We start from the raw sequence: 265 nt of genomic DNA, 5'->3' as shown, positions 1-265 counted from the left end.
CCTGGCCTCTAATGCCCTGTTTTTAGTTTTTTCAACCAACATTACTACCTCGTCATCCAATTCAGAAACAGTCGGATTAAACCTTTCATTACCCGTTCTAAAGTCAACACCTTTGCCATTATACCCAATATATGCCCTGCCTGTTTTAAGATTAACTGCTGCAGTCATAACATGTGGAATATAAATATCTCCAGTATTTGGATCAATATATTTTCCTTCTAATAATTCATTCCTCTCTTGAGCAATCTTGGTTCTAGCAATGCCC

1 protein-coding gene is annotated in these 265 nt (G+C 37.4%); it reads right to left on the bottom strand.

The genetic code is table 11. From position 1 onward, the window contains the following. A partial coding sequence (locus SB660_RS21255) for a hypothetical protein (protein WP_410584372.1) occupies positions 1-265 on the bottom strand: 265 nt, incomplete at both ends.

Source organism: Bacillus sp. SIMBA_005 (genome assembly GCF_046535585.1).
Lineage (GTDB): Bacteria > Bacillota > Bacilli > Bacillales > Bacillaceae > Bacillus > Bacillus pumilus.
Note: the sequence above shows the minus strand (reverse complement) of the source record. Positions and strands in the feature narration are given on the sequence as shown.